The 20,318-nt window shown below is 70.2% G+C and carries 20 protein-coding genes and 1 pseudogene; 7 read left to right on the top strand and 14 right to left on the bottom strand.

The annotated features are described in order from the left end of the window. Positions 1 to 2: 2 nt before the first annotated feature. Both NQK81_RS16220 and NQK81_RS16225 read left to right on the top strand, forming a co-directional pair. Positions 3 to 1,448: a glycoside hydrolase family 3 protein gene (locus NQK81_RS16220; RefSeq protein ID WP_257488876.1), complete on the top strand. Its 1,446-nt coding sequence runs from the start codon at positions 3 to 5 to the stop codon at positions 1,446 to 1,448. Between the two features lie 138 nt (positions 1,449 to 1,586). Further along, entirely contained in the window at positions 1,587 to 2,561 is a 975-nt protein-coding gene (locus NQK81_RS16225) for an LLM class flavin-dependent oxidoreductase (protein ID WP_371878875.1), read from the top strand. A 13-nt stretch (positions 2,562 to 2,574) separates the two neighbouring features. On the opposite strand, the gene NQK81_RS16230 is transcribed toward NQK81_RS16225, so the two are convergent. The 4 genes from NQK81_RS16230 to NQK81_RS16245 all read right to left on the bottom strand — a co-directional run bounded on the left by NQK81_RS16230 (position 2,575) and on the right by NQK81_RS16245 (position 6,542). After that, positions 2,575 to 3,444, bottom strand: a complete 870-nt coding sequence (locus NQK81_RS16230) for an NAD(P)-dependent oxidoreductase (protein WP_257488877.1) — start codon at positions 3,442 to 3,444, stop codon at positions 2,575 to 2,577. A 344-nt stretch (positions 3,445 to 3,788) separates the two neighbouring features. Next, on the bottom strand, positions 3,789 to 4,526 hold the full coding sequence (locus tag NQK81_RS16235) for a GNAT family protein (protein ID WP_126734001.1): 738 nt from the start codon (positions 4,524 to 4,526) through the stop codon (positions 3,789 to 3,791). A gap of 54 nt (positions 4,527 to 4,580) precedes the next feature. Further along, a complete protein-coding gene (locus NQK81_RS16240) occupies positions 4,581 to 5,675 on the bottom strand; it encodes a glycosyltransferase family 4 protein (RefSeq protein ID WP_126734002.1) in 1,095 nt (364 codons plus the stop codon). A gap of 78 nt (positions 5,676 to 5,753) precedes the next feature. After that, positions 5,754 to 6,542 carry an inositol monophosphatase family protein gene (locus NQK81_RS16245; protein ID WP_257488878.1) on the bottom strand — a complete coding sequence of 263 codons (789 nt, stop codon included), beginning with the start codon at positions 6,540 to 6,542 and terminating at the stop codon, positions 5,754 to 5,756. An 18-nt stretch (positions 6,543 to 6,560) separates the two neighbouring features. On the opposite strand from NQK81_RS16245, the gene NQK81_RS16250 reads away from it, so the two are divergent. Beyond that, positions 6,561 to 7,256, top strand: a complete 696-nt coding sequence (locus tag NQK81_RS16250; RefSeq protein WP_126734004.1) for a creatininase family protein — start codon at positions 6,561 to 6,563, stop codon at positions 7,254 to 7,256. On the opposite strand, the pseudogene ribA reads toward NQK81_RS16250, so the two are convergent. From ribA to NQK81_RS16280, 6 genes and pseudogenes are all read right to left on the bottom strand, one after another. After that, positions 7,212 to 7,796: pseudogene (ribA, locus tag NQK81_RS16255) on the bottom strand (GTP cyclohydrolase II); the annotation flags it as partial. The gene NQK81_RS16250 and the pseudogene ribA sit on opposite strands and share 45 nt — an antisense overlap. Further along, positions 7,690 to 8,802, bottom strand: coding sequence for a lysylphosphatidylglycerol synthase transmembrane domain-containing protein (locus NQK81_RS16260; RefSeq protein WP_257488879.1), 1,113 nt, complete (start codon positions 8,800 to 8,802; stop codon positions 7,690 to 7,692). The gene NQK81_RS16260 and the pseudogene ribA, both read right to left, overlap by 107 nt. Next, a complete protein-coding gene (locus tag NQK81_RS16265) occupies positions 8,799 to 9,617 on the bottom strand; it encodes a methyltransferase domain-containing protein (protein WP_257488880.1) in 819 nt (272 codons plus the stop codon). The genes NQK81_RS16260 and NQK81_RS16265 overlap by 4 nt, the downstream gene beginning before the upstream one ends. Beyond that, positions 9,614 to 10,681, bottom strand: coding sequence for a glycosyltransferase family 4 protein (locus NQK81_RS16270; protein ID WP_257488881.1), 1,068 nt, complete (start codon positions 10,679 to 10,681; stop codon positions 9,614 to 9,616). Before NQK81_RS16270 ends, NQK81_RS16265 begins: the two co-directional genes overlap by 4 nt. Continuing rightward, positions 10,678 to 11,076 carry a 6-pyruvoyl trahydropterin synthase family protein gene (locus tag NQK81_RS16275; protein WP_257488882.1) on the bottom strand — a complete coding sequence of 133 codons (399 nt, stop codon included), beginning with the start codon at positions 11,074 to 11,076 and terminating at the stop codon, positions 10,678 to 10,680. Before NQK81_RS16275 ends, NQK81_RS16270 begins: the two co-directional genes overlap by 4 nt. Before the next feature lie 22 nt (positions 11,077 to 11,098). Then, complete coding sequence (locus NQK81_RS16280) at positions 11,099 to 12,079, bottom strand: zinc-dependent alcohol dehydrogenase (RefSeq protein ID WP_257488883.1); 981 nt, start codon at positions 12,077 to 12,079, stop codon at positions 11,099 to 11,101. Between the two features lie 60 nt (positions 12,080 to 12,139). Here NQK81_RS16280 and NQK81_RS16285 point away from each other — a divergent pair, with 60 nt between their 5' ends. Continuing rightward, positions 12,140 to 12,835 carry a CDP-alcohol phosphatidyltransferase family protein gene (locus NQK81_RS16285; RefSeq protein WP_257488884.1) on the top strand — a complete coding sequence of 232 codons (696 nt, stop codon included), beginning with the start codon at positions 12,140 to 12,142 and terminating at the stop codon, positions 12,833 to 12,835. Here NQK81_RS16285 and NQK81_RS16290 read toward each other — a convergent pair whose 3' ends face one another. From NQK81_RS16290 to NQK81_RS16305, 4 genes are all read right to left on the bottom strand, one after another. Then, on the bottom strand, positions 12,836 to 13,198 hold the full coding sequence (locus tag NQK81_RS16290) for a tautomerase family protein (RefSeq protein ID WP_257488885.1): 363 nt from the start codon (positions 13,196 to 13,198) through the stop codon (positions 12,836 to 12,838). Between the two features lies 1 nt (position 13,199). Next, a complete protein-coding gene (locus NQK81_RS16295; RefSeq protein WP_257488886.1) occupies positions 13,200 to 13,763 on the bottom strand; it encodes a TetR/AcrR family transcriptional regulator in 564 nt (187 codons plus the stop codon). Between the two features lie 560 nt (positions 13,764 to 14,323). Beyond that, positions 14,324 to 14,905 carry an Rv1733c family protein gene (locus NQK81_RS16300; RefSeq protein WP_257488887.1) on the bottom strand — a complete coding sequence of 194 codons (582 nt, stop codon included), beginning with the start codon at positions 14,903 to 14,905 and terminating at the stop codon, positions 14,324 to 14,326. Between the two features lie 100 nt (positions 14,906 to 15,005). Then, positions 15,006 to 17,582, bottom strand: coding sequence for a sensor domain-containing protein (locus NQK81_RS16305; RefSeq protein ID WP_257488888.1), 2,577 nt, complete (start codon positions 17,580 to 17,582; stop codon positions 15,006 to 15,008). A gap of 134 nt (positions 17,583 to 17,716) precedes the next feature. Here NQK81_RS16305 and NQK81_RS16310 point away from each other — a divergent pair, with 134 nt between their 5' ends. The 3 genes from NQK81_RS16310 (at position 17,717) to NQK81_RS16320 (ending at position 20,297) form a co-directional block, all read left to right on the top strand. Next, positions 17,717 to 18,868, top strand: a complete 1,152-nt coding sequence (locus tag NQK81_RS16310) for a beta-ketoacyl synthase N-terminal-like domain-containing protein (RefSeq protein ID WP_126734015.1) — start codon at positions 17,717 to 17,719, stop codon at positions 18,866 to 18,868. A gap of 81 nt (positions 18,869 to 18,949) precedes the next feature. Then, positions 18,950 to 19,615: a DUF998 domain-containing protein gene (locus tag NQK81_RS16315; protein WP_257488889.1), complete on the top strand. Its 666-nt coding sequence runs from the start codon at positions 18,950 to 18,952 to the stop codon at positions 19,613 to 19,615. Between the two features lie 55 nt (positions 19,616 to 19,670). Beyond that, positions 19,671 to 20,297: an AAA family ATPase gene (locus tag NQK81_RS16320; RefSeq protein WP_257488890.1), complete on the top strand. Its 627-nt coding sequence runs from the start codon at positions 19,671 to 19,673 to the stop codon at positions 20,295 to 20,297. Positions 20,298 to 20,318: the final 21 nt, after the last annotated feature.

Genomic DNA, 20,318 nt, shown 5'->3' on the forward strand with positions numbered 1-20,318 from the left:
CGTTGTCCTCACCGGAAAAGTTGGCGAGCTCGGTTCTCGTGCCGGGCTTCGACGGCACGACGGCGCCGGACTGGCTGCGGCGCAAGGTGGCCGACGGTCTCGGCGGCACGATCCTGTTCGGCCGCAACGTGGTCGACGACGAGCAGGTGGCCGCGCTGAGCGCGCAGCTGCGGGCGGAACGGCCCGACGTGCTCGTCGGCATCGACGAGGAGGGCGGTGACGTCACACGGCTCGACGTCGCCACCGGCTCGTTCGTCCCCGGACCGCTCGCACTCGGCGCCGCGGACGACGTCGAGCTGACGACGTCGGTCGCGGCGGCGCTCGGCGAGCGGCTGGCCGCGTGCGGGGTCACGATCAACTTCGCCCCGTGCGCGGATCTGACGCTGGCGGCCGAGGATCCCTCGATCGGGGTCCGGGCGTTCGGTTCGGATCCGGTGAAGGCGTCACCGCATGTCGCGGCGTACATCACCGGCCTGCAGAAGTACGGCGTCGCCGCGTCGGCCAAGCATTTCCCCGGGCACGGGGCGGCCACCGACGATTCGCATCACGCGCTGCCGGTGCTGTCCAGGACCGAGGCGGAACTGCACGAGATCGAACTCGTCCCGTTCAAGGCGGCGATCGCGGCGGGGGTGCGCGCGGTGATGACCGGGCATCTCGTCGTGCCCGCGTGGGGCGACCTGCCCGCGACGCTCAACCCGAAGGCGCTCACCGACGTCCTGCGCGGCGAACTCGGCTTCACCGGCGCGGTGATCACCGACGCGCTCGACATGGGTGCCGTGGCAGGCGAACTCGGCAAGACCGAAGGCGTCGGCCGGGCGTCGGTGCGCGCGCTGATCGCCGGTGCCGACGCGTTGTGCCTCGGCGGTGTGTCGTTCGAAGAGGACGAGCTGAACCGGATCGCGGCGGTCATCGCGGCCGCCGTCGAGTCCGGTGAACTGCCGCTGGAGCGGCTGGCCGAGGCGTCGGAGCGGGTCGCGGCGCTCGGTGCTCCGCCGGTGTCGACGCCGATCGTCCCGGTCGATCACCAGCTCGGGCTGGAGGCGGCGCGCAAGGCGCTGCGGATCCAGGGTTCGCCGAAGCTGGCGGGGCCGCCGCTGGTCATCGACATCGAGACCGAGCCGATCATCGCGGCCGGTCCGATGCCGTGGGGGCTCGGCTCGCATCTGACCGGACTTGTGCCCGGCACGCGGACGCTCAAGGTCACCGGGAACGAGATCGCGACCGCGATCGACGCCGTCCAGGGCGCCCGCGACGTCGTGGTCGTGACGCGCGAGGCGCACCGGCACCCCGAGGTCCGCGAATTCCTCGGCTGGCTGCGCGAGTCTTCTGTGGAGTACATCCGGGTCGAGACCGGCGTGCCGGGACCGGACTCGGACGACGGCCCGCGGATCGACACGTTCAGCGGGTCCTACGTCAGCCTTCGCGCCGCCGCCGAGTACCTGGCCTGACCCCCTCCCGCATTTCGTCCTCTGGATCCGGTACTCGCGTGTGCGTGTACCGCATCCAGAGGACGAATCGCGTTATTCGGTTGCGGCATCGGAGCGCGGAGTGCTGTAGTCGGGAAAGATCGGTTCCCGGCTCAGGAGATGATCATCTTGGTGTCACGGCTCGGCGTCAGGATCCCACGTGAACTGCCCGCCGCCCGGCTGAAGAGTTTGGCCCAGCGCGCGGAACAGGAAGGCCTGGACGAGGTCTGGATCGTCGAGGACTGCTTCTACGCGGGCGGGATCGCGACGGCGTCGGCGGTGCTGGCGGCGACCGAGAAGATCACCCTCGGCATCGGCATCATGCCCGCCGTGGCGCGGAACCCGGCCATCGCGGCGATGGAGATCGCGGCGCTGGCGGAGCTGTACCCGGGACGGCTGATCGTCGGCTTCGGGCACGGCGTGCCGAGCTGGATGCGGCAGATCGACGCGTGGCCGAAATCGGCGCTGGCGGCCTTCGAGGAGACGCTGACGGTGATCCGGCGGCTGCTGGCGGGTGAGCGGGTTTCCTTCGAGGGCAAGCACGTCCGGCTCGACGAGGTCGAGCTGGAGTTCCCGCCCGCGCTGCCGCCGAAGCTCATCGCCGGTGTCCGCGGGCCGAAGTCGCTCGCGGCGGCGGGCCGGGTCGCCGACGGGACGCTCCTCGCCGAACCGGCGACCCCGGAGTACGTCCGCGCGACACGCGACCTCATCGGTGTCGACGGCCATACGATCGCCACCTACAACTGGCTCGCCCTCGACGCCGATCCCGAACGGGCCCGCGAGCGCGCCCGGGCCGACGTCGCTTCCGCGATCGGGCCGAACTCGGGCCCGGCGCTGGAACCGCTGGACTTCGGCGCCGAACTGCTGGCCGAGGTCGCCGCCGTGAACGGCGACCGGGCGGAACTGGCGCGGCGGCTGCGGCCCGAGTGGATCGACCGGCTGAGCATCAGCGGGCCGCTCGACCGCTGCGCCGAGCAGGTCCGCGCGCTGTACGCGGCCGGGACCGAGTCCGTCATCCTGCTCCCGCTGCTCGGCGAGCCGGAGGAAGAGTCCTTCGCCGCGGCCGGCCGGATCGCTTCGGCCCTGCGCGGCTGACCTCTGCCCGCATTCAGTCCTCTGGATGCGGCCGCGCTTCGAGGGCTTTGACAACGGCCACCATGTCCTCCGCGCCGAAACCGAGCCGCGCGGTCTCGGCGTAGAGGGCGCGGGACGCCTCGATCAGCGGCAAGTCGAGCCCAGCCTCCCTCGCCGCGGCCGCGATCAGCTCGACGTTGGCCAGCACGTTCGCGATCGAGGCCTGCGGCGTGAAATCCCCCTCGACGAGTTTGGGCGCCTTGACCCGCAGGATCGGGCTGGCCAGCTGCCCGGCGCCGAGGACGTCGGCGAGCAGGGCGGGATCGAGCCCGTGCGCGCGGGCGAAGTGAAAGGTCTCGGCGAGCCCGGTCACGACCGCGGTCAGGTGCACGTTGACCGCCAGCTTCATCAGGAGCCCGTTGGGCACCGGCCCGCAGTGCACGGTTTCCCGGCACATCGGCGCGAACAGCTCGCGGACCTCCTCGATCGTGGCGGGATCCCCCGCGAGCATCGCGACCAGTTCACCCGCCTCCGCCGGGATCCGCGAGCCGGAGACCGGCGCCTCCACGTACTTCGCCCCAGCCGCGAGGAGTTCTGCTTCGAGTTCGCGGGAGTGGCCGGGCGCCGTCGTTCCCATGTGGACGATCGTGCGGCCGGCCACCCTGCCGCCGAACGCGGGCCCGCCGCGATCGAGCACGGCGTCGACGGCGGCCGCGTCCTTGAGCATGAGAATCACGACGTCGCACCGCGCGAAGAGCTCGGCGACGTCCTCGGCCGCCTCGGCCACTGCTTTACCCGGGGTGCGATTCCAGACGAGCAACGGGATTCCGGCCCGCGCCAGGTTCAGTGCCATCGGCTCGCCCATACTGCCCAGCCCGGCGAAACCGACTCGCGAAATACCCATGGCCTTACTGTGCGGCACGGCCGGGGCCGGGTGCGGCCGATGCGACGATCCTGCCGGAAGTCGCGAGGAACGGACTAGGCGCGGAGTGTCGCGACACCCGCTGCCGGAGCGTGTCGCGAAAGCCACTTTCGCGACGCCTGATGTCCCGAAAGTGGCTTTCGCGACACCCTCGCGGCACTCCCGGTCGTGAACGAGCGCCCACCGCGACCCGGCACCCGCACCAGGCCGCAGCCATCGGCTGCCCTGCCCACTGAGGGTTGCGAAAGCCACTTTCGCAACCCTCAGCGTTGCGAAAGCCACTTTCGCAACCTCCACCTTCACCGCCAACCACCCGGGACCACCGCTCAGAACGGATGCTCCATCCACACGTTCGCCTCCACGTAGACCCCGCAGTCCCGCTCGACGTTCGCGTGCACCGGCGCGATCCCGCCGGGGATCACGTTGTCGCCGTCGGCGAGTTTGACGCCGGTCCACTCGTGCCAGTCCGCGATCGAGCCCGAGATCGTCACCGCGAACGGGCACACCTTGATCATCCGCGCGCCGAGCCGTTCGTGGGTGCGCAGCCAGCGGTCGGCGAAAAGCCCGTCGTCGCGCCGCCGGACGGCGTAGGACTCCATGGGCGTGTCCGGTTCGTCCTCCTTGCCGATCGGGCGCACGGAGACGATCAGCCGCTTCAGCCCCGTCTCGGCCGCCCGCGCCTTCAGCGCCTTCAGCATCGGCGTGGACAGGCCCGTCCCACGCTTCCGTGGCGCCACAACGACTTCCAGAGCGCACAGGGTGTCCGGCGCGCGACCGTCCATGAGGTCCTGCGCGGCCCACTGGATCGCCTCGTCCCAGCCGTGCGCCGGCAGTTCGCGGCGGTCCTCGGCCGGATAGGTCAGCGGGACCGACAGCGCCCGCGCGATCGGTTCGCCGTCGTCGTCCAGCGCGATCAGGAAGTACCGCGACCAATGGCGCAGGAACCGTTCCGGAGTGATCATCTTGCCGCTGAACCCGGCGTAGATGAACTCACCGCCGACATCGCCGAGGTTCAGCGCGGCATCGAGGAGATCGGGACGGGACGCAAGATCGACGATTCGCATGCCGCCAAGTCAAGCGAGCCCGTGACCCGCCCGATAGCTGCTTCCGGGCGATGATCAAGCGGGCTGACGCGGCGCCGCCTGTAGCCGGGAAAGGACGTCGGTGAGCCTGCCCGCGGCGACGTCCCATTCCTCCAGGACGCTGCTCCGCGCGAGCGCCGACGTCCGCAGGGAATGGCGGAGTTCGGCGTCGAGCGACCAGCGCAGCAACGCCGCCGCGAGCGCCGAGGGGTTGTTCGGCGGCACCAGCATCCCGGGGACACCGCCGCCGGGCGCCGTGCCGAGCGCGTCGTGCGCGCCGGCGGTTTCGGTGGTCACCACGGGGATTCCGCGCGCGAGCGCCTCGGCGACGACCAGCCCGGACGTGCCGCCGCGTGCGGGCAGCACGAGCAGATCCGCGCCGTCGTAGACCAGATCGAGATCGTCCGGCGGCTGGATGAGGCTGATCCGCGAACCGAGCCCGAGCCGTTCGACCGTCCAGCGCAACTCGTCGACATACGCGGGATCGTGCTGTGTCGCACCGGCGAACACGCATTTGAACGCCAGTTCGTCGACCATCGAAAGCGCGCGGATGAGCACGTCCTGGCCGTGGCGCGCGGTCATCGGCGCGAGACACAGCAGCCGGGAGACGCCGTCGGCCCCGGCGGCGAGCGGGGCCGCGTCCGTGCCGGGTGTCGCGACGTAGACCCGCGTCGGGTCGAGGTCGTGCCGGTCGATCAGCTGCCGCGCGAGCCACGGCCCGGTGGCGACGATCATCCCCGTCAGCCGCAGCGTCTCGCGTTCGCACGCGTCGAGTTCGGCGGCCTGCGCCGGATCGAGCGCGGGGTCGTCGGCGAGCGGCCGGTGGACCAGGACGGCCAGCCGCAGCCGCCGCGCGTGCGGGACCACGATCTCCGGGACCCCGCAGGCGACCGTGCCGTCGATGAGGACGACGGTGTCGTCGGGCAGCGCGGCGAGCGAACGGGCCAGTCTCGACCGGGACAGCGGACCCGGCATCGGCCATTCGCCCGCGATCGGCAGTTCCAGCAGCGGAAGGCCGGTGGCCGGGAGGTTCTGGCACATCCGGCGGTCGTATTCACCGCTGACGTCCTCGGTGTCCCCCGGCAGGACGAAGACGACCGGTTCGGTCACGCGGACATTCGAGGTGAACACGGTTACCTCCAGATGCGGGCGCCTTACCGGTAGACACGGATGCGGCGCCCGTCCGGTTCAATTCCCGCGTGACGAAGTTCAGCCCGCCGCGCGCGCGATCGCGGCGACGATCTCGTCACGCAGCCCGGCACCGACCGCGATGGTGGCCGCCGAACGCACCGTGTGGTCGCCGCCGTCGGTGTCGACGACCAGTCCCCCGGCCTCCCGTACCAGCAGGACACCCGCCATCGTGTCCCACGGCTGGTTGGAGAGGATGACGCTCGCGTCGAGTTTGCCGTCCGCGACCCAGGCCAGGTCGATCGCCGCGGAGCCGAGGAAACGGACCCGCTGCACGCGGCCGCCGAGTTCGGCCAGCAGCGCCATCCGGACGCGGTTCTTGGCCTCCGCGCCCTCGCCGACCGCGAAGTCGCCGACACTCACGATCGCGTCGGACAGCTCCGTCGCTTTCGACGCCTCAAGACGCTCTCCGCCCGCGTACGCGCCCTGGCCCTCGACAGCGGTGTAGGTGACGTCGAGGAACGGCAAGGAGATCGCCGCGACCGTGCTCTTGAGACCGTCCACGAGCCCGAGCGAAACGCCGCACAGCGGGATACCGCGCGCGAAATTCGCCGTGCCGTCGACCGGGTCGAGCGCCCACCAGAGGTCCTTGTCGCCCTCGTGCCCGCGTTCCTCGCCGAGGATGCCGATCTCCGGCGTCTCGCGGGCCAGGAATTCGCGGACGGCGTCCTCGACGGCGAGGTCGACGTCGGTCACCATATCGCGATCACCTTTGGCGGCAACGGAAAACGAGGTCATCGAGCGGATGATCCCGGTGGCCTTGGCGACGGCCTCGCTGGCGACGGACAACAATGCGGCGTGGTCGGTCATATGGGTACCGTAGCCGGAATGGACCTGTTCCCGACGGCCACGACGGCCGACGAAAGCGCCCGCGGCGCCGAGGTCGCGGTGCTGCCCGTCGGCAGTTTCGAACAGCACGGAGCGCATCTCCCGCTCGCCACCGACGCCCTGATCGCGACGACGATCGCCGGCGCCCTCGCCGCGGCGTACCCGGTGCTGCGGCTCCCGCCGGTCACCATCGGCTGCTCGCACGAACACGCGGACTGGGCGGGCACGGTCAGCGTTTCGGCCGCGACCCTGTACGCCGTGGTGAACGACGTCGCGGCCTCACTGCGCCGGTCCGGCGTGCCGAAACTGGTGCTGGTGAACGCGCACGGCGGCAACTACGTGCTGTCCAACGTGGTCCAGGAGTCGACGTCGCCGATGGCGCTCTTCCCCGGCGTCGAAGGCTGGCAGGCGGCGCACGACGCGGCCGGGCTGGAGACGTCGCTGGACAGCGACATGCACGCCGGGGAGCTGGAGACCTCCCTCCTGCTGCACGCGCACCCTTCGCTGGTCCGGCCCGGTTTCGCCGAGGCGGATCACCTCGCCGACGACAGGCGGCACCTGCTCACGGTGGGCCTGCGCCCGTATTCGGAATCCGGGGTCGTCGGGCGGCCTTCGCTGGCGACGGCGGAGAAGGGACGGCTGGTGCTCGAGTCACTGGTGGAGAGCTTCGGGGACACTCTGGCCGCTCTCGGCTGACTCGATCAGGTCCAGATGCGGCAGGAAGTGGTGCATCCGCTCCTGTTTCGTCCGCAGGTACCGCAGGTTCTCGTCGTTCGGCGTGACCAGCAGCGGCACCCGTTCGCTGATCCGCACCCCGTGCCGTTTCAGCTGATCGACCTTCGCCGGGTTGTTGGACAGCAACCGCACCGACCGCACCCCGAGGTCGTTCAGGATCTCCGCCGCGGCACGGTAGTCGCGCGCGTCCACCGGCAGGCCCAGCGCGATGTTCGCTTCGACGGTGTCGAGCCCCTCTTCCTGTAGCCGCATAGCCTTCAGCTTCGCGAGCAGACCGATCCCGCGTCCTTCGTGGCCTTGGGCGTACACGAGGACTCCGGCCCCCTCGTCGACGATCGCCTTCAGCGCGGCGGCCAGCTGGTCGCCGCATTCGCAGTGCATCGAGCTGAAGACGTCACCGGTGAGGCACTCCGAATGGACCCGCGCCAGCGTGCCGGAGGTCGCGACGTCGCCGTGCACCAGCGCCATCTGTTCGGTGCCGTCGGCGTCCAGATACCCATACGCGCGGAAGACTCCGTACCGGGTGGGCAGCCTGGTCTCCACGACCCTCTCGACGGTCATCGGGTTTCTCCTCTGTTCGGTGACTCCTGACGGAACGCACGAGCAGGACGCCCGCACCGGGAAGGCTGGAGAAGAGCGCGAGCACGCCGTAGACGACGGCCACGGTGACGCCCTGCGCCGAACCGAGCCCCGCCGCGCCGAACAGCAGCGCGCAAACCCCTTCGCGCGGGCCCCAGCCGCCGATGTTCAGCGGCAGGCCCATCGCGAGCAGGGCGAGGATCATCAACGGCAGCAGGTCACCGACCGGCGCGGTGACCCCGGCCGCGCGCGCGGCGACGACGAACAGCGCGAGATGCCCGGCCAGGGTGGCGGCCGACAGCAGGCTCACGCCGGGCCAGGTCTCCTTGGTCAGCAGACCGAGCCGGACGTCGGCGAGGGTGACGGCGAAGCCACGGCGCCATTTCGATCCACTGTGGATCCACCGCTTCCCGGCCGTCAGCCCGGTGACGATCAGGGTGAGCGCGAGGACGACCACCACGATCCCGGCGCCCGTGACGACTCCGTCGATCGGCGGGGGCACCACGGAAGGCGCGCTGAGCACGACGGCGACCGAAGCGCCGATGACCGCGATCTGCCCGGCCGTGCGCTCCAGCACCACCGCGCGGACGCCGCGCGGGACGTCACCGGTTTCGCGGCCGTGCTGCACGGCCCGATTGACGTCGCCGAGGACACCCGCCGGCAGGACACCGTTGAGGAACAACGCGCGGTAGTACTCGCCGATCGCGCCCGGCAGCGACAACCGCAGGCTGAGCCGCCGCGCGACCAGGCACCAGCGCCAGGCGCTGAAAACCGTGGTGGCGAAACCGATCCCGAGCGCGGCGGCGATCCCGCCCGCGTCGACCTCGCGCAGCCCGGCCAGGAACGCGCCGGTGCCCAGTTGCCAGACGAGCACCCCGAGGATGCCGAGCGCGCCGAGGATCCGAAGCCACGGCCAGAACCGTTTCACGCGGGCACCACCAGCAGATCTTCGTGCTGGATCACCGCGTCCAGCTCGCCCGCCGCGCACTGCGCGAGCCGCCACCGCAGATAGGCGTCCCCGTCCGCCGCCAGCTCGGGCCGCTGTTCGCAGGCGGCGCCGACCCAGCCGGTGAGCCATTCCGCGGTCAGCGCGGCCTGGTCGGCCCCGAGCCGCCACGGGCTGGGAGCGCGCCGCACGGTGGCGCCGAGCCGCTCGAAGACGCCGAAAGCGACGTCCACCGCGTCCGGGCCGAGCAACCAGCGCCCGTCGGTAACCCGGCGCTGGTGCGCGTTGAAGGCGTCGGAGATCTCGATGTCGAACTTGTCCTTGGGCGACAGCACCACCCGGCCCGAAACGCTCAGCGTGAACAGGACCGCGCAGCCCGCTTCGACGCAGGCCTCCGCCAGCCGGGACATCTCCTCGGCGGTGAGCAGGTCGAGCAGCGCCGACGCGGCCACGAGCGACGTCCCGGCGAGATCCTCCGCGCGTAACCCGGTGATGTCACGCTGTTCGGTGACGACGGTGACCTCGCTGCCGTCCAAAGCGTGTTCCGGGCGGCTGGTGCGCGCCTGGGCGTGGGTGAGCAGATCGGGGTCCCGGTCGTGCAGGATCCAGCGCTGGCGGCCGGGCAGCCGCAACGCCAGCCAGCGGCCGAGCGAACCGGTGCCGCAACCCAGATCCCGGATGACGACCTCGTCCTGCCCGCGCAGGAACGCGCGCACCGGTTCGACCAGCTCGGTCGCGCGGGCGGCGGCGTCGGCGTCCTCACGCAACTGGAGCCAGCTGGGGGCGTACTTGGTCATGCCGCCGTCCTTTCGCTCAGCAGTACGGCGGCGACACCGCGGGCCGTCTCGTCCCAGCCGGTCAGCGTCTCGCGGCGAAGGCGCGCGGAGGCGCGAAGACGGTCACGCAATTCAGGTTCGGTGAGCCAGCGGCGGAGGGCGGCGGCCAGCGCGTCGACGTCCTCGCCGGGGACGAGCATGCCGGGCACACTGCCGTCGGACGCCCGACCGAGTGTGTCCGGCAGCGCGTCGACGGCGGTCGTCAGCACGGGAACGCCGTGGGCGAGCGCTTCGGTGACGACCATGCCGTAGGTCTCCGCGCGCGACGGCAGTACGAGAAGGTCTGCGGCCGCGTACGTCGCTTCGAGCGCTTCGCCGGAGCGCGGGCCGGTGAGGGTGAACCGGTCGCCGAGCGTGTGTCGCCGCAGGCGCTCGACGTAGCGGGTCTCGCGGGGAATGGCGCCGACGCACTCACAGGTCCACGGCAGATCCTTGAGCGACGTCAACGCGTCCGCGAGCAGGCCCTGTCCCTTGCGCGGCGTCACGTTGGCGACGCAGACCAGCCGAGTCCCGTCGAGGCTTCCGGATGAGACTTCGGCCCGGTCCACCCCGGGTGGCACCACGTGCACGCGATGCGGGGCGAGGTCGTGGTGCTCGATCAGCCGTCGCGCCGCCCAGGCACTGGTCACCACCACGGCCTCGACCGCGGTGAGCGTGTCCCGTTCCAGCCGGTCCAGCTCGGCGGCGAGCGAAGGCGACAGCCCCGTCTCGTCGGCAAGCGGGAGATGCACCAGCACGGCGATCGACAGCCGCCGCGCGGCGGGCGCGATCACCTCGGGCACCCCGCAGGCGACCAGCCCGTCGAGCAGGACGGCCGAACCGTCGGGCAGTCCGGCGAGTTTCCGCGCCAGCACGGTGCGCGCCTCGGTGTCGGGCCGCGGCCAGTTCCCGCGCACGGCGATCTCGTGGACCTCCATCCCCGCCGCGACGAGACCGTCGCACAGCCGCCGGTCGTAGACGTTGCCGCCGCTGGGCGCGCTCACGTCGTCGATGTCGTTGGGCAGGACGACGTGGAGGCCGCTCACAGCGCACGCTCGTAACTCGCCCACGCGATGTGGGACTCGTGCAGCGAGACGGTGAGGCTTTCGAGCCCGCGCGCCCCCTCCCCGAGCGCTCCCGTGTGGACGCGGTCGGCGAGCCGGTCCGCGACGACCTTGGCGAGGTACTCGGTCGAGGTGTTGATCCCGGCGAACTCGGGCACGTCGTCGAGGTTGCGGTAGTTCAGGTCGGCGAGCACCGCTTTGAGCTCTTCGGTCGCCTTCCCGATGTCGACGACGATGTTGTCGGCGTCCAGTTCGGACCGGCGGAACGTCGCGTCCACCAGGAAGGTCGCGCCGTGCAGCCGCTGTGCGGGGCCGAAGACCTCGCCGCGGAAGCTGTGGGCGACCATGACGTGGTCGCGGACGGTGATACTGAACAACGGACCTCCTGCGGTCGTGCCCTTAGCGCGTGTCCTCCAACTGATAGGTCACACGGAGGCAGAGCGTTCCTGGTTCATTCGCGGCCAGACGCGGCAAGACGTCCGGTAGTTCGTCGAACCGGCATTCCTCGCTGACCAGCACCTTAAAGACGGGGTCCGACAAAATCCGCAAAGCGAGCGCCAAGCGGTCGGCGTAGCTGGTGTTCAGCCGCCGGGACGGCGAGACCATGCCGACCTGGCTGCTGCGGATCGTCAGCCGCCGCGAATGGAAGTTCTCGCCGAGCGGGACGCTGATCCTCCGGTCGCCGTACCAGCTCAGCTCGACGACCTCGCCCTCCGGCGCGAGCAGTTCCAGTGACCGCGCGAGCCCCGCCTCGCTCGCGCTCGCGTGCACGACGAGATCGCAGTCGCCCAGCGCGTCCTCCGGTGTCGAGAAGTCGACTCCGAGCGCTTCGGCGATCTTCGCGCGCTCCGGGTCGACGTCGATCAGCTGGACCCTGGTCGCCGGGAACCCGGCCAGCAGTTTCGCGACGCTGCTGCCGACCATGCCGGCCCCGACCACGGCGATCCGGTCGCCGAGTTTCGGCGACGCGTCCCAGACGGCGTTGACCGCGGTCTCGATCGTCCCCGCGAGGATCGCGCGCTCCGGCGGCACCCCGGGCGGCACCGGCGTGACGGCCGACGCCGGGACGACGTACCGCGTCTGGTGCGGGTAGAGGCAGAAGACGACCTGCCCGACCAGCTCTTCCGGACCACGTTCGACCACGCCGACATTGAGGTATCCGTACTTCACGGGCCCCGGGAAGTCGCCATCCTGGAACGGCGCGCGCATGGCCGCGCGTTGACTCGGCGGGACCTCGCCGCGGAAGACGAGCGTCTCGGTGCCCCGGCTCACGCCCGTGTACAGGGTGCGGACCAGCACCTCGCCGTCGCCGACCGGAGGGAGCGAAACCGGCCTGAGCTCACCGTCACCGGAACCACTGAACCAGAAGGCGCGTTCCATCGTGTCCTCTCATGTCGGACCCTGGAAGCGGGGTCACCGCCACCATAACGAGGAGGCCTCGTGATCAACCCCGGAGTTTTCCTGGGGGTCCTCGTCCAGCTGGCGCTGCTGGGGACGCTGGACGCCGTCGCCGGGCTGGGCCCCCTGGGCTGGCTCTCCGGAGCGGCCTACGGCCTCGCCGTGGGCGGATTCCTGACCTACGGCCTGAACCGGAGCACCGCGCGCTCCCTCGGCCCGGCCGACGCCGTCACGCTCGCCCGGTCCGGGCTGGTCGGCTGCGTGACCGCGCTCGTCGTCGACACCGCGGGCCGGGAGATCGTCGCGATGGTCGTCCTCGCGTCGGTCGCGCTCGCCCTGGACGCCGTCGACGGCCAGGTCGCGCGCCGCACCGGGACGGCGTCGCCGCTGGGCGCGCGGTTCGACATGGAGGTCGACGCGTATCTGATCCTGATCCTGAGCGTGGTCGTCGCGCAGTCGCTGGGCCCGTGGGTGCTCACGATCGGCGCGATGCGCTACGTCTTCGTCGTCGCGGGCAGGCTGTGGCCGTGGCTGAACGCGCCGCTTCCGCCGAGCATGGCGCGCAAGACGGTCGCGGCGGTCCAGGGGATCGTGCTGGTCGTGGCCGCGTCGACGATCCTGCCGCTCTGGGCCGGTTTCGTGGTCACGCTGGGCGCGCTGGCGCTGCTGACCTGGTCGTTCGGACGCGACACGTGGTGGCTGCTGGAGCAGCACGCCTTCACTGCCGCGCCGGCTTGATCACGCGTACTGCGCTTCGCCGTTCCCGATCGACCAGTCGACCGGATTGTTCTCGGTGATCGTGACGAGCACGTTCCGCGGCTCGGTCCCCGCGTACTCCTCGGCGAGCTCCGCGATCCGCCGGTAGAGGGCCTTCTTCTGCTCGTCGGTCCGTCCCTGCCGCATGGTGATCGCGACGAAGACGACCCCTTCGTCGCGGTGGATCCCCAGGTAGTCGTCGTATTTCAGGGTGTTCTGGCCATTGAGGACCTGGAAGCGGTCGTCGTCCGGGATGCCGAGCGTTTCGACCATCGCGTCGTGGACGGCGTTGCCGAGGGCTTCGAGCTTGCCGGTCCCGATGGCGTCGATGCGGACGAAGGGCATATCAGTTCTCCTTGGTGGCGAGCAGGCCGAGTGCGCCGTCGACGGCTTTCGCGAACACGTCCGGGGAGCCCGCGGCGCGGGCGAGGATGTAGCCGCCCTGCAGCGTCGCGACCAGCGCGGTCGCCGTGGCGAGCGGGTCGAGCTTCGCGTCGAGTTCACCGGCCGCACGGCCCTCGTCGAGCAGCTCGGCGAGACGGCCGGTGAGCCAGCCGAAGAACTCCTCGACCGGCTTGCGCAGGTCCGCGTCGGCCATCACGTCGGGATCCTGGGCGAGCCTGCCGACCGGGCAGCCCTTGAGCACGGCGCGTTCGCGGCGCAGGTAGACGGTGATGCGTTCGACGGCCGAGCCGGGCCCGGAGAACTCGGCCTCCGCCCTGACGCGAAGATCTTCGGCGCTGCGGACGATCGCGGCGAGGGCGAGTTCGGACTTGCCCTGGAAGTGGTGGTACATGCTGCCCTGGCCGGCGCCGGAGCGCTCCTGGATCGCCTTCGGGCTGGTGCCGACGTAGCCGCGCTCCCACAGGAGCTCGCGGGTGCTCTCGATGAGCTTTTCCCTCTTGTCCACGCCCTGGACTGTACCTACTAGTAGGTACAACCCTCAAGGGGGAGCAAGGGACCTTTGCTACCACTTTCGCGAGAATCCGCAGGTCAGCGCCAACATTCCACACTTAGCCGACTAACCGCGGCCCCGCAGGGCCCGACCAAGTACATGAAGGCCCCCATCCTTGCGCCTAGGTACAGCAAGGGGGCCTTCATGCACTGGGACGAAGCCAGGCCCGGCAAAGTCGCCTGTTCGGAGCTCGTCACAGCAGCCGCAAACACTCTCGGAGTAGCGATGCCGATTCGGGCGCTTGGCGAGGGGGTCGTGAGCGCTGAAGAGGGTTAGAACCCTACTTGCCACTCACGACCCCCTCGCGAAACCGTACATACAAGGATCAAACGGACACCGACCCAGATTCGGAGGCTCACTCCGAATCACCACGAGCGACACCACCCGGCGCCCTGCACGGACAGCGAGCCCGCCACACCCGCCCCACCGACCTCGAGTTTCACACCCAACGCGCGCGAAGGCCCCCTTCACACGGCTCAGCCGAAAAAACTCGACCTTCGCACGTGTCCCAAGCCTCAAGACCGCGAGCCCTGCCCGAACCGCTCCCACTCCCGGTCCCAAGCGGCCCACCGCGCCCGGTTCAGCAGGCACCGCGCGAGCACATACCCCGCCGCCAACAGCGTCACCGCCGCCAGCCACACCCCCACCCCGACGCCGATCCCCGCGCTGGTCGCGTCCAGCGGCATCACCGGCGGCTCGACCACGGCGCCGGACTCGTCGAGCCACACGGTCACCGCGTCCCCCGCCGAAGCGCCGAGGTCCGAAGCGACACGCGCCTCCTGAAACCGACCATCCGGCAACGCCCATCGCGCAGCCACCGAAGCCGTCTCCGTGGAAGGCGTCCCGTCGACACCGATCCGCGCGGGCGGAGCGTCTTCGAGCAGGAACGCGGTCGTCGAGTGCCGCGAAGCCGTCTCCAGCGCCGAACGCTCCATCATCGCCGCGTAGGCCTCCGAACCGGCCGCCGCGGCCAGCGGCACACCGAGCAGCGCGATCAGGACACCGAAGACGACGATCGCCGCCTCGACCCGGTCCGAGCCGCGAGCGAGCGGATTCCGGCCGAGGTGGATCCGGCGCCACAGGTACACGAGCGACACGACGGACCTCCTTCACCGGGTAAGCCTGCGCCGGAAAACGCCGTCGCGACAGGAGGCTTTGGTCCCGCATCCGGTACCACGTCCACAGTGGCCGCCCGGTTCATCGCACGACGTGTTCGTACGCGCGCTTCAGGTCCTCGACCCGGCCCGGCGGCGCGACCAGCGGCCCCTTCGCCCAGTCGCAGCCGAGTTCGTGCAGGACCTCCAGCTGCCGCACGGTTTCGACTCCTTCGGCGACCACCACGAGGTCGACCGCGTGCGCCATCGCCATGATCCCGGCGACGATCGGCTCGGCGTCGCTCGACCTGCCGAGATCGGCCACGAACGACCGGTCGATCTCGATCACGTTCAGATCCAGGCGGCACAGCTGGGCGAGCGAGGAATACCCGGCGCCGAACCGTTCCGCGGTCACCCGCACGCCGGTCTTCCGCAGCGCGTCGACCGCGTCGGCCGCGTCCTTCAGCGCCGTCTCGTCGACGTCGAGGCACAGGTCCTGCGGCCCCAGCCCAGCGGCCTCCAACGTTGTCTGAACCACTTGCAGCAAGGCGGGATCGCCCAGTTGGCGGACCGAAAGACTCACATTCACATTACAGTGCACACCATGATCGGCACGCCATCGAGAGATCTCGCGGGCGGCCTTGGCGAGGACCTCCGCCCCGATGACCGTCATGAGATCGCCTTCGTCGGTGATCTCCGCCAATTCCGCCGGATCGATCGGCCCGCGTTCCGGGTGCTCCCAACAGGACTTCGCCTTCACCGCGACCATGGCACCGGTACGCAAATCGACGACGGGCTGATAAACGGTCTCGACCAGGCCTTTGGCGACGGCGTTGCGCAGATCCTGCTCCAACGCGAATCGGTCTTGTACTCGTTTCCGCATGATCGGCGCATAGAACGCATATCGGCCGGGCCCGAATGTCTTTGCCTGATACATCGCCAGATCGGCGTCTTCCAGCAATTCGTCGGCACTGCGCCGATCGCCCGGTTCGGCGATCACTATTCCAATACTCGTATTTATATGCAGTTCGCGGCCGTGCACGGTGAGCGATTCGGCGAGCCGCCGCTGGAGGTGATCGGCCAGCGCCCGTACTTCGGCGGCTTCGGTATAACCGGTGGTGATGACCAGGAACTCGTCCCCGCCGAGCCGTCCGACCAGGTCCGAAGGCCCGGCGGCGGCCCGCAGGCGGTCGCCGATGATGCGCAGCACCTGGTCGCCGACGGTATGACCGAGCGAATCGTTGATGATCTTGAACTTGTCGAGGTCGATGAACATCACGGTGGTCGTCCGCGCCGGATCGGCGATCGTGCGGCGCAGGTGGTTCAGCGCGAGCGTGCGGTTCGCGAGCCTGGTCAGCGGGTCGTGGGTCGCCTCGTAGGCCAGCCGTTCGCTGATCGCCCGCCGCTCGGTGATGTCGGCGAAGGACGTCAGCACGGAGGGCACGCTCTGCCCCGGCGCCATCAGCGGGCCGGAGGTCAGCGAAAGCCATCGATGGGCGCCGTCGCGTCGCCGCACCTGCACGACCCGCCCGGTCTCGACCTTCCCGGACCGCCGAACCCGCGCGGACGGCAGGTCGTCGACCGGCACCGGCGCGCCGTGCTCGTCGTGCAGCCGCAACGTCCGGCTCTCCAGTCCGACCAGGGAACCCGGTGGCACCCCGGCGATCCGGTGCGCCGCCGAATTCGCCAGCTCGATCCGTCCGCCGGGGCCGACCAGAAGCACTCCTTCGTCGAGCGTCTCGACGACGGTGGCGAATTCGGCCTCGGCCCGGCGCTGCGCGGTCTCGTCGGCGCACAGCAGCACGTAACCGTCGAACATCTCGGCCGCCGAGACCCGCACCGCCAGCGCCGTTCCGTCGGCGCTGTAATGCGTGGCCTGCACGACACCGCCCGCGGCGACGACCTGCCGGGGGCTCATCGGCGCGCCGACGACCTCGGCCACCGGAACCCCGATGACCTGGTCGAGATCATGGCCGTAGACGGCCTCGGCCGCCGGATTCCAGCTGGTCACCAGCCCGTCGGGAGAGGTCGCGATGATCGCGTCGCTCGCGTGGCCGACCAGCGCGGCCTGAAACCGCAGACCGGCCTCGGCCGCCTTCTGCGTGGTGAGGTCGCGCATGATCACCTGGTACGCGGGTTCGCCCTCCCACGTCGTGAGCACCGCCTGCGATTCGACGGTGACCCGCCTGCCCTGCAGGGTCCGCAGTGTCATCTCCGTCGGCTCGCTGAACGAGCCCGGCGAGACCAGCGAGCCGATCCGCGCCAGCAGCGCGTCCTGCGAGCCGGCGTCGACCAGATCGGTGATGTGCATCCCGATGATCTCGGTCGACACCTTCGCGCCGACGAAGCGCATCGTGGCCGAGTTCACGAAGACGACTTTGCCCCGTTGATGGACGCAGATCCCGTAAGGGCTCGCTTCCACCATCGTGAGATATTGCGTTCCCAATGCGCCGCCGTCGGAATTTTGCTCCAAAAGGCGGTACCCCTGGCCGAGAAAGGCGAGCGCGGGTTCGCCGCGCTGATCCCTCTCGGCGGACAACTCGGTCAGCAGACGGACGAGCGACGCGTGCCGGCCGGGTTTTCCCACCGTGCGGGTCGCGGTGCCGTTCGCTGGCGAGGAATCCTGATCCGAGGGCCGGTGGGTGTCGGGAGTCCCACCGTCGAGATCGTCAGGATCCATCTGATCCAAACCCCCTACTCGACTGATGTAGCTTCCGATTAGATCACTAAATCGACGTAGCCGTCCTCCCCGGACAGCTGATCGGTGCGGCTATTCCACCCCAGCGTTGACTGAATGTAGTTGAAGGGAAACACGTGCGGAGCAAAACAGACATCTGCGGCATCGGCGCCGTAACCGCCTACGGCTGGGGGCGCGAATCACTGTGGGAGGGCCTGGCGAGCGGCGTCCCCTGCGCCCAATTCACCGAAGGCTTCGGGGAAACCCCGGATCAGCCGGGCTGGGTCGCCCACGTCCCCGAGGGCGGCCGCGCCAGGGACGGCAGCCTGCACGCGCGCGCCCTGCTCGCCGCGGCGCGGGAAGCGATCGAGGACGCCGGCGCGCGGGGCTGGACGCCAGGACGCCGGGTCGGCGTCATCTCCGGCGGCGTCCGCGAGGATCTGCGCACCTGGGACCGGCTCACCGAAATGGGCGAGCAGCTCATGTACCGGCGCGAATTCATCGGCATGATGCCCTCGACCCCGATCGCGACGCTCATGTCGGAGTTCGGTTTCCACGGCCCTTCCATGGCCACGTCCGCGATGTGCGCGACCGGCAGCGCCGCGGTGCTCACCGCGAAGATGTGGCTGGACGCCGGCATGGCCGACGACGTGGTCGTGGTCACCACGGATCTGTCCGCGACCAGGCCGATGGTGCGCAACTTCGTGCACTGCGGGGTGGCGGTCACCGACGTGCCCCCGCTCGACGCGTGCCGTCCTTTCCAAGAGGGCACAAGGGGTTTCACCTTCTCCGAGGCCGCGGTCGCGGTGGTGCTGACCCAGCGGAAGACCGAGTCCTACGCGACGCTGCGAGGCGGCGCCATGACCCACGAGGCGCACAACGCGATGGCGCTCGACCCCGATCCGTCGAACGCCATCGCGTCGGTGACCGGGGCGCTGGAGAACGCGAACGCGGCGCCGTCCGACGTCCGCTACCTGAACGCGCACGGGACGGGTACGAAACTCTGCCACCGCACGGAATCCCGGATCCTCGAAGCGGTCTTCCCCCGGGAGACCGAGATCTACTCGATCAAACCGCTGACCGGGCACAGCCAGTCGGGCAGCGCGCTGACCGAGATCGCGACGATCTGCCTCGCGGCCGAGCGGGATCTGGTCCCGGCGCCGAAACCGGTGGCGGACGGGCATTCGCAGCTGATGGACGGGCCGTCCCGGCCGGAAAGCGGGCTCACCGTCAAAACATCGATCGGGATGGGCGGCTACGTCGCGGCCGTCGTGCTGGAGACCGCCTAGCGAGCAATTCGATAACACACGGTCCCACCGTCGTCACGAGCTGTCATTATGTAGCGACAAGCACTGAGCACGGAGGCGACCATGGGCCCGCGAGCGGCGACCGACAACCTCGTCCACAACTACCTGTTCCTGCGGCGTGCCATCGGTTTCCTCGGGACCGGACTGCCCTTCGTGCTGATCTTCGGGAAGCTGCTCGTCGACGGCGGCGGCCTGCTCAACTCGATCAGCGGGTACTACTACTCGGGAATGCGGGACGTCTGGGTCGGCGTCATGTGCGCCATCGGCGTCTTCCTGTTGTCGTATCGGGGTTACGGCCGGGTCGACGACATCGCCGGGAACATCGCGGCCGTGGCCGCCGTCGGGGTGGCGCTCTTCCCCACGACACCGGCGAACGGCGACCGTACGGACGAGATCATCGGCCTGCTGCACCTCGGCTTCGCCGCGGTCTTCTTCCTCACCTTGGCGTTCTTCTGCATCGTGCTGTTCACCAAGTCGGACAAGGAGATCCCCGGCGGCCGCAAATCCGAGCGGAACCGGCTGTACGTCGCCTCCGGCGTGATCATGCTGGTGTGCCTGGCGTTGATCGTGCTGTGCGGGCTGGTCTTCGACGAGCTGACGAAGGACCTGTACCCGGCGCTGTGGCTGGAGTCGATCGCGATCCTCGCGTTCGGTGTCGCGTGGCTCACCAAGGGCGGGACGCTGCTGCCGGACAAGCCGGTGACGGCGGGGACCCGGGTGACCGCCTGACCTGCGCCGCCGAAGGTAAAGGAACCTTTGCCCTCGGCCGGGTCGTTGACGCCTTATGACCGATCGCATCGCATTCCGCCTCGGCCGCCGCGACCTGCTGGTGGTCGCGGGGATTCCCGGGGCCGGCAAGACCACCCTGCTGTCCCGGGCGGCGACCGGCGCCATACCCGTGCTCGACTCCGATCAGGTCCGCGCGCGGCTGCGCGAACGGCTGCCGCCCGCGCTGCCGTACCGGTTCTACCGGCCGGTGGTCCATCTCTGGCATCGCGCGCGGGTCGTCCGGTTCGCGCTGGCCGACGGCGGCCCGGTCATCGTGCACGAGCCCTCGACCCGGGCGACGACCCGCGGCCTGCTGGCCCTGCTCGGCCGGATGAGCCGCCGCCCGGTCCGGCTGCTGTGGCTCGACGTCAGCCCGGAGGACGCCCGCGCGGGCCAAGTCGCGCGCGGGCGCGTCATCCGGCGGCATTCGTTCGCCCGCCACGTCAAGAGGGCCGGGAAGGTGCGCCGGGCCCTGCGCGACGGCTGGGTGCCGTCCGGCTGGCACGGCGCGCGGATGGTGACCCGCGAAGCCACCGGGGTGCTGCGTTTCGTCACCGAGGAGGAGCCGGGGAGAGACCGCTCAGGCGACGTCCGGCTCCTTCGCGTCGAGCGGCCCGCGGCACCCGCCGTCCGCGCCGGCTAGCGGTTCCGGCTCGGGTTCTTC

This window comes from Amycolatopsis roodepoortensis, assembly GCF_024628825.1.
Taxonomy (GTDB): Bacteria; Actinomycetota; Actinomycetes; order Mycobacteriales; family Pseudonocardiaceae; genus Amycolatopsis; species Amycolatopsis roodepoortensis.

Excerpts from the sequence above, each read along its gene's own strand:
- NQK81_RS16280 (WP_257488883.1), bottom strand. The coding sequence starts at position 12,079 with ATGGAACGCGCCTTCTGGTTCAGTGGTTCCGGTGACGGTGAGCTCAGG.
- NQK81_RS16245 (WP_257488878.1), bottom strand. The coding sequence starts at position 6,542 with ATGACCGACCACGCCGCATTGTTGTCCGTCGCCAGCGAGGCCGTCGCC.
- NQK81_RS16265 (WP_257488880.1), bottom strand. The coding sequence starts at position 9,617 with ATGACCAAGTACGCCCCCAGCTGGCTCCAGTTGCGTGAGGACGCCGAC.
- NQK81_RS16225 (WP_371878875.1), top strand. The coding sequence starts at position 1,587 with ATGATCATCTTGGTGTCACGGCTCGGCGTCAGGATCCCACGTGAACTG.
- NQK81_RS16235 (WP_126734001.1), bottom strand. The coding sequence starts at position 4,526 with ATGCGAATCGTCGATCTTGCGTCCCGTCCCGATCTCCTCGATGCCGCG.
- NQK81_RS16305 (WP_257488888.1), bottom strand. The coding sequence starts at position 17,582 with ATGGATCCTGACGATCTCGACGGTGGGACTCCCGACACCCACCGGCCC.
- NQK81_RS16320 (WP_257488890.1), top strand. The coding sequence starts at position 19,671 with ATGACCGATCGCATCGCATTCCGCCTCGGCCGCCGCGACCTGCTGGTG.
- NQK81_RS16315 (WP_257488889.1), top strand. The coding sequence starts at position 18,950 with ATGGGCCCGCGAGCGGCGACCGACAACCTCGTCCACAACTACCTGTTC.
- NQK81_RS16250 (WP_126734004.1), top strand. The coding sequence starts at position 6,561 with ATGGACCTGTTCCCGACGGCCACGACGGCCGACGAAAGCGCCCGCGGC.
- NQK81_RS16290 (WP_257488885.1), bottom strand. The coding sequence starts at position 13,198 with ATGCCCTTCGTCCGCATCGACGCCATCGGGACCGGCAAGCTCGAAGCC.
- NQK81_RS16230 (WP_257488877.1), bottom strand. The coding sequence starts at position 3,444 with ATGGGTATTTCGCGAGTCGGTTTCGCCGGGCTGGGCAGTATGGGCGAG.